Raw genomic sequence first — 7,433 nt, 5'->3', positions numbered from 1 at the left:
GGGCCGTACTGCTGTTGCACCTCCGCAGAGCGTCGCTGGCATCCGATGAAGTGGGTGCACGCAGGCAGCGAGATCGCCACCCAGATGACCAAACCTTCCGCCAGCGTTACCACCGCCGCCGATCTACTAGAAACGAGGCTCCACCCATGAAATTTGCGTTGGCAGCCCATGGACTTCGCGGCGATGTCGAGCCCTGCGCCGCCGTTGGCCTGGAGCTTCTGCGCCGCGGCCACGAAGTGGTCATGGCGGTCCCGCCCGACCTGGTTGGCTTCGTCGAATCGGCCGGGCTGGCGGCGGTCGCCTCCGGGCCGCAGTGGCAACGGGAGCCGAACGATTTCGCCCGTAACTTCTGGAAGATCCACCATCCGATCAAGTTGGTGCACGCAACCCGCGAAGCTATAGAGTTCGCCACCCGGGGCTGGGCGGAGATGAGCAAGACCCTGACGTCGCTGGCGGACGGGGCCGACCTGCTAGTGACGGGCGCGCCTTTCCAGGAGGTCGCCGCCAATGTCGCAGAGTATTACGACATTCCGCTGGCCGCACTGCACTACTTCCCGATGTGCGTCAACGACCAGCTCATTCCGGGACTGCCCTCACCGCTGATGCGCTCAGCAATGACGATGGCCTGGTGGATCTATTGGCGCATGACGAAGCAGGCCGAGGACACGCAGCGCGCCGAATTAGGCCTGCCCAAGACAACAGGCCCGTCACCGCGACGGATCGCCGAACGCGGATCGCTCGAGATCCAGGCCTACGACGAGTTCTGCTTCCCCGGGCTGGCAGCGGAGTGGGCGGATTGGGCTGGCCGAAGACCCTTTACCGGCGTGCTGACGATGGAGTTGCCGACGGATAACGACGACGACGTCTTGTCGTGGATTGCCGCTGGAACGCCACCGATCTACTTCGGCTTTGGCAGCATGCCGCTCGAATCTCCCGCCAGCACAGTAGAACTGATCAGCACCGCCTGCGCGCAGCTAGACGAACGAGCGCTGATCTGCTCGGACGGCAGCGACTTTCGCCACATCCCCCGTGTCGACCACGTAAAAATCGTGAGCGACGTCAACCACGCGGCCATCTTTCCCACCTGCCGCGCCGTCGTCCACAAAGGCGGCGCGGGCACCACCGCCGCCGGAATACGCGCCGGAATCCCCACCCTGATCCTGTGGATGGGGGCCGATCAACCAATCTGGGCAGCGCAAATCAAACGGCTGAAAGTCGGCTCCGCTCGGCGATTGTCGAGCACCACCCGGAAATCCCTGGTCGCCGACCTCCGCTCCATCCTCGCCCCGCAATACCTCACCCGAGCCCGCGAGGTCGCCACCCACATGACCAAACCCGCCGCCAGCGTTACCATCGCCGCCGATCTACTAGAAGACAGGCTCCGCCGATGATATGGGGTACGGTGCTGGCGCTTGCGCTTGTGGTGGCACCAGACCCAACGCGCCTCGCCATCGTCGCACTCTTGATTTCGCGGCCACGGCCCCTGGTCAACTTGCTCGTGTTCTGGCTCGGCGGTATGGCATCGGGCACCGCCATCGCCCTCGGTTCGGTAATGCTGCTGCGCGACTTCGCACTTATGGTTACCCAACACGTGGCGTCTGCGTTTGCAGCCCTTAAGAGCGGGTATGTCGGAATCGTCATTGGTGCGTGCGCGCTGCTGATCGCCGCGCTACTGTCCGCGCGATTGCGTCACCGAGCGACGGTGGCGATACCCAGCGGTGATTCGCCGGTTCTGGTATCGGAGCCGAGCCCAGCGAACGCATTTTCCCGGCTGTCGACGCGCGCCCGCGGTGCGCTGGTAGGCGGGTGTCTGTGGATGCCGTTTGTGGCCGGCTTCGGATCAGCGCCGCCGCACGTCGAGTATCAGGTCGCAATCGCCGCCATCCTGACCTCGGGCGCCGCTATGGTTACGCAGATCAGCGCAGCAATGATGTTCACCGTTGTGGTGCTTGCAGCCGTCGAGATCCCGCTCATCAGCTACCTGGTGACACCGGAGAGGACCCACGCGGTCATGCTGCACGCACACGACTGGATGCGAGCTCACCGTCGGCAGCTCCTCCCCGCCATCGCCGCGGTGACGGGAGTCTTCCTACTGACCAGCGGGATAGGAAGCGTCTGAGGTGGTCAGCTTGCGCGCTACGAGGGCATCGATCCGTGGCCGAGGCACAGCAGTGCCAGTCCGGATACGTCCCGCACGTAGATCCATTAACCCCAACGGATCCAACGGTGATACGCGGCTGGCCGAAGGAGCTGGCGCCGATCCCGAGATCTCCCTTTGTTTTGTTTTGATCTCGGCGACCTCGGTTCGGTGATGGGCCGCCTCGATGGCACCGACGCCGAGTCCGTCACCGCCCGAGGGACGGTGCAAAACCTAACGCGGCAGAGGCTTGAGCGACTAGGCAGCCAAATGGAACTGGTGCGTGGGCGCATCGACGGCAAGATCGCCATCACCATCATCGGCTATCAACCTGGTGTCGAGAACACAAAGCCCCCTTTGCGTGAGGTTGCCGCGCATATGCTGGCTGAGTTCGGCCTGGCGGGCGAGATCAATTGACGAATTCTCCCCGGCGCCAACAGCGTCTAAGCGAGGCCGACTCGGTGAAGCTAGGGACGGGACGGATGACCGAGACTTTAATCGATGATTTGCTTGCTGCTCGGTCACGGCTGGAAAGAGGTTAACGTCAGTGCAGGGCGCGAGAGGGATTCAGTGGGAGATCCTGCGGTATCTGTGGCTGCGAGGGCGATTCCCCATGGAGGGAACGAGTTCCGCACGACAACTGCGCTTCCTGATGTCCATCGTGCAGCGCACAAACGCGCGCCGGATTGCAGAAATCGGATTCAATACCGGCACCTCAAGCTACGCCTTCCTCAACGCCCACCCCCACACCCATGTCGTTGCGTTTGACCTGAACGAGCATGCATCGGTGCGGACGGCTAAGAAGTTGATCGACAGCAAATTCCCCGGCCGGCATACGCTGATCTACGGAGACTCCCGCGAGAGCGTGCCGGAATACGCCCGTCGCAATCCCGATTCGCGGTTCGATCTGGTGTTCATCGACGGCGGGCATGAGTACGAGGTCGCCCAGGCTGACCTGGCCAACGTGTGCGCGCTATGCACCCGCGAAACGGTGGTAATCATGGATGATCTGTGCCCCTGGCGTTCCTACGGCATTGGGCCGGCGAGGGCGTGGGGCGACGCGGTCCGCAGGGGTGTGGTGCGCCAGGACGCCCTATTTAAGGACGGGAGGCCCACCAAGGTGATTGAGCGACCGGCGAAACGGGCATGGGCTGTCGGCGGCTACATCTTTTGACTAAGTGGTTGGCGCGGGGCTCGACATCAACGCGACTTGCACAACTTGCCAAGGCAAGTTTCCTCGCGGAAGCCTTATTCGCGGCGTGCTTAGGCATCCAAGCGGGTGAATTGATTTTGCCGGTACTGCTCGGCGCACGCCGCCCGCCTGACCTTGCCACTGGTGGTGATAGGAATCGAACCAGGTGCTACCAGAACGAGATCCGCGACAGCGAGACCGTGCGAGTTTGAAATCGCGGAGCTAACTTCGCCTTTGACGCTGACGAGCTTATCCATCGCGACCTCGTCGGAGTCCGCAGGCATCGTGAACTCGACGATCGCGACCAGCTTCTCCGTGTCCTCATCCGGGACCGATATCGCCGCGCAACGTCCCCGCGTGATCTCCCAGACCGTCGCCTCGATGTCGTCGGGAGAGTGGTTGCGCCCATAGACGATCAACAGGTCCTTACTGCGGCCGATGATGAACAACTCGCCATCGAAGAAGAAGCCCGAGTCCCCGGTACGTAGCCAAGGCTCTTGCGGCGTGCCAGTGGACGAAGTGAGAAGCCTTGCGCCGAAGGTGCTTTCCGTCTCTCGAGGTCTCTGCCAATAGCCCGTCGCGACGTTCGCGCCATGCACCCAGATCTCACCGACGGTTTCTGGGGGACACTCGATACAGGTATCGGGATCGACGATGCGGATTGTCTGCGACCGCGGTGCGCCGTAACTGATGAGCGGCCTACCGTCTCCGCTTTCGCAGCGCTTCGCGCTGCCGGCGGACAGTTTGTCCGATTCGAAGTGCACGATTCGTGGCGGTTGAGCCGGTGCCCGGGTCGCCACGTAGACCGTTGCTTCTGCAAGCCCATACGAGGGCCGTATCACTGTGTCGCGGAGATTGAACTTGGCGAACCGCTCAGTAAAGCGCCGCAGCGTCGTGGGCTGCACTCGCTCGGCACCGTTTTGGATGATTAGCACGTCCCCGAGATCCAGCCCGGCCATGTCCTCGTCGGTGGTTTTCCGTGCCGCCAAGTCGAAAGCGAAGTTCGGCGCCGCGGAAAACACATGACCACTGCTGGCAAGCAATTGCATCCAGCGGGCTGGACGCTGCAAAAACGCCACTGGACTCGTGAACACACCCGGGACTCCGGCCAGAATCGGTGCGCAAATTCCTAAGATCAAACCCAGATCATGATAGAACGGCAGCCACGACACAGTAGCGGTGCCCGGCGGAGCAACCTTTCCATACTCCAGAAAGTAGTCGGACGTGATCTGTTTGAAGTTGGCCAGAAGATTCCGGTGCGAGATCATGACCCCGGCGGGCCGACGGGTCGACCCAGACGTGTATTGCAAGTAGGCAGTAGCGGGTCGAGTAGCGAGCCTGCGCGGCGCTGCTCGGGAGTAGTCCAGGTCCAGCGAATCAACCTCGATGACTGATGGACCGGATTCACCGTTGTGTGGTTGGGCGTACTTGCAGACGTCGCTGACGACTGAGGAGGTCGTTAAAATGACCGACGGCGATGTGTCATGCAGGACCGAGTCAACCCGCTCATCGTGGGCGCCGCCCACAGGAGCCGAAAGCGGAACTGCGATGAGCCCGGCCTGCAACGCTCCCAGAAACGCGGCGATGTAGTCGAGCCCCTGTGGTGCCAATATCACCGCCCGGTCGCCAGTCGACGCGCGAAGGCCGAGCTCATGTGCAACGTTTAAGGTTCGCCGATACGCCTGAGACCAGGTAAGGCTTTTGGTAACACCGGCCCAATCCTGCTCGTAGTCAACGAACGTGAAGGCAGTGCCATTCGGCCTGAAACCGGCACGCTCACGCAGCACATCCGAAATGAAAGAACCGCTCACAGGTATCTCTTTACCTTCATTGGTCGCCGCTGCGCCCGCCAAATGTTGAGTTCCCACGGAATTGTAGTGCTGCGATGTCGTAACGACACGGCCCGGCTTGCAACGGTTCGCCAGGCCGGGCCGCACGCATTTCCAGGTGACCTTGAAGGTCGGTTTCCAGCTGAAGAGTGCTTGGTAAACCGGTTAGCCGGCAACGGCTCCGGGCTCCGCGAAGGGCGAGCCGAAGTCGGCCACCCTTTCGAGTCCGTGATTCCGGGCCTCGGCGGCAGCGCGCCGGATCAAGCCGTTCGTCACGACGAATCCGGCGTGATCCACCAGGACGAAGGGCGACAGCAGCCGGTTGTGCACGAACCCGACCGCCAGTCCACTCGCGGGATCGGCCCAACCGAGCGATCCGCCCAGCCCGATATGACCGAATCCCGGCATCGCGTTGAACGGCACAGTGTGATAGCCGAGGTGAAATGTCAGCGGCACCAGAATGTTACGGTCCAGCCGCAGGCTCTTTCGTCCCGTCAGACCTGCCACCAGCTCACCGGACAAGAACTGGGTGCCGTCGATTTGGCCGCCGTTGGCGATCGCGCCGTACATCCGAGCGAGCCCACGCGCGGTCGCTATTCCGTTGGCCGCCGGCATCTCGGCATCCATCATCGGGATATCGCCTTGCACAAAAGCTTTCATGCCGGGGAAATACATGGCGCCGAATCCGCCCGATAGTGGCAGCGCGGCGATTTTCGGCGCCACCGCGTTGAATACCGGATTGGCGATGGCGCTCTGCGGCATGATGATCTGCGCGGGCCGGGTCGGTGACTCGACGGGCGGACGGCCCAGATGCAAGCCGTCGGTGTCCAGCGGCTCCGCCAGCTCCCGGCGGATCAGCTCGCGCATGCCCTGGCCGGTGATCGCGCGGGCCAGGCCCGACATCAGCCAGCCGTAGGTCAGCGCGTGATACGCGGGTTTGTTGAACGAGGATCCCGCGGGCGCCGCCGCCAGACGCTGTTCCATCACTTCGTGATTCAGCAAGTCTTCCTTGCTGGCGCCGTGCAACGCCGACAGACCTGCTCGGTGCCGCATCACCTGGCGGACGGTGATGTTCGCTTTGCCGTTGGCACCGAACTCCCGCCAGTACTCGGCGACCGGTGCGTCGTAATCGATCAATCCGCGGTCGGCGAGCCGATGAATGACAGTCGAGGCCATGCCCTTGGTCGCCGAGAACACCATGGTGGCGGTGTCTGCCGACCATGGCACCTGTCCACGCCGGTCCGCGTACCCGGTCCACACGTCCACCACGGGTTCCCCGTCGAGATAGACCGCCATCGCCCCGCCGCCGTATCGGCGCCCCAGGAACATGCTGGCGAAGCTGCGCACCGCGCAGGCAAAGTGTGGATCGGCTGCGCCGTGAACATCGCCTGGCAGCACTGACCGGCGATTGCCCACCACTTCGAGGGTCATACCGTTGAATTTACCGTTCGCGCTCGCAAACAATGTGGAATTTACCCTTCCGTTATCGATGCGAGCTTAAGTATTTGCTGTGCAGCCAGGGCCGGCGTCAATTCCCCAGCCAGCACCTGGCGCTCCACCTCGGCTCGGGCTTTGCGGACCGCGGGGTTGAACAGCACCCGGTCCAGCACGGTGTCCCGGACCATCTGCCAGGTCCAGTCGACCTGTTGGGTCCGCCGCCGTGCCTCGAACTCCCCCGCCTCGCTAAGAACATTCCGATGCCGCTCAACGGTGTCCCACAGCTCCTCCAGTCCGGTGCCTTCCAACGCGCTCATGGTGAGAACCGGTGGGCGCCAGAGAGTTTCACGCGGATAAATCAACCGGATCACTCCGGAAAGCTCGCGGGCAGCCGAGCGCGCCTCACCAAGGTGCTGACCGTCGGCTTTATTCACCACGACGATGTCAGCCAGCTCCAGCACGCCTTTCTTGATGCCCTGCAGCTGATCACCGGTGCGCGCCAAGGTCAGGAAGATGAAGGTGTCGACCATGTTGGACACCGCGACCTCGGATTGGCCGACGCCGACGGTCTCCACCAGGATCACGTCGAACCCGGCCGCCTCCAGCAGCACGATGGTTTCCCGGGTGGCCTTGGCCACCCCGCCAAGCGTGCCCGATGTCGGTGACGGGCGGATGTAGGCATCGGGATGGGCTGCCAGCTGCGGCATCCGGGTCTTGTCGCCGAGGATCGATCCGCCGGTGCGGGTCGACGACGGGTCAACGGCCAGCACGGCGACCCGATGCCCACGCTGGATCAGGTACATGCCGAGCGCTTCGATGGCGGTCGACTTGCCTACCC

General features: G+C 63.0%; 7 protein-coding genes. 4 read left to right on the top strand and 3 right to left on the bottom strand.

What is annotated here, in order from left to right; genetic code table 11:
- The first annotated feature begins 146 nt into the window (after positions 1 to 146).
- From WAN71_RS26270 to WAN71_RS26255, 4 genes are all read left to right on the top strand, one after another.
- Positions 147 to 1,391: a glycosyltransferase gene (locus WAN71_RS26270; protein ID WP_422228129.1), complete on the top strand. Its 1,245-nt coding sequence runs from the start codon at positions 147 to 149 to the stop codon at positions 1,389 to 1,391.
- Entirely contained in the window at positions 1,388 to 2,119 is a 732-nt protein-coding gene (locus tag WAN71_RS26265) for a GAP family protein (protein WP_422228128.1), read from the top strand. Before WAN71_RS26270 ends, WAN71_RS26265 begins: the two co-directional genes overlap by 4 nt.
- 192 nt (positions 2,120 to 2,311) lie before the next feature.
- On the top strand, positions 2,312 to 2,554 hold the full coding sequence (locus WAN71_RS26260; RefSeq protein ID WP_422228127.1) for a hypothetical protein: 243 nt from the start codon (positions 2,312 to 2,314) through the stop codon (positions 2,552 to 2,554).
- 130 nt (positions 2,555 to 2,684) lie between these two features.
- Positions 2,685 to 3,311: a class I SAM-dependent methyltransferase gene (locus tag WAN71_RS26255; RefSeq protein ID WP_422228126.1), complete on the top strand. Its 627-nt coding sequence runs from the start codon at positions 2,685 to 2,687 to the stop codon at positions 3,309 to 3,311.
- Positions 3,312 to 3,400: 89 nt separating this feature from the next.
- Here the strand turns inward: WAN71_RS26255 and WAN71_RS26250 are convergent, their stop codons facing one another.
- From WAN71_RS26250 to meaB, 3 genes are all read right to left on the bottom strand, one after another.
- Positions 3,401 to 5,140, bottom strand: coding sequence for an AMP-binding protein (locus WAN71_RS26250; protein ID WP_422228130.1), 1,740 nt, complete (start codon positions 5,138 to 5,140; stop codon positions 3,401 to 3,403).
- Between the two features lie 183 nt (positions 5,141 to 5,323).
- Entirely contained in the window at positions 5,324 to 6,589 is a 1,266-nt protein-coding gene (locus WAN71_RS26245) for a serine hydrolase domain-containing protein (protein WP_422228125.1), read from the bottom strand.
- A 41-nt stretch (positions 6,590 to 6,630) separates the two neighbouring features.
- A partial coding sequence (gene meaB / locus WAN71_RS26240; protein ID WP_422228124.1) for a methylmalonyl Co-A mutase-associated GTPase MeaB occupies positions 6,631 to 7,433 on the bottom strand: 803 nt, incomplete at its 5' end.

Source organism: Mycobacterium sp. (assembly GCF_049280035.1).
Taxonomy (GTDB): Bacteria; Actinomycetota; Actinomycetes; order Mycobacteriales; family Mycobacteriaceae; genus Mycobacterium.
Note: the sequence above shows the minus strand (reverse complement) of the source record. Positions and strands in the feature narration are given on the sequence as shown.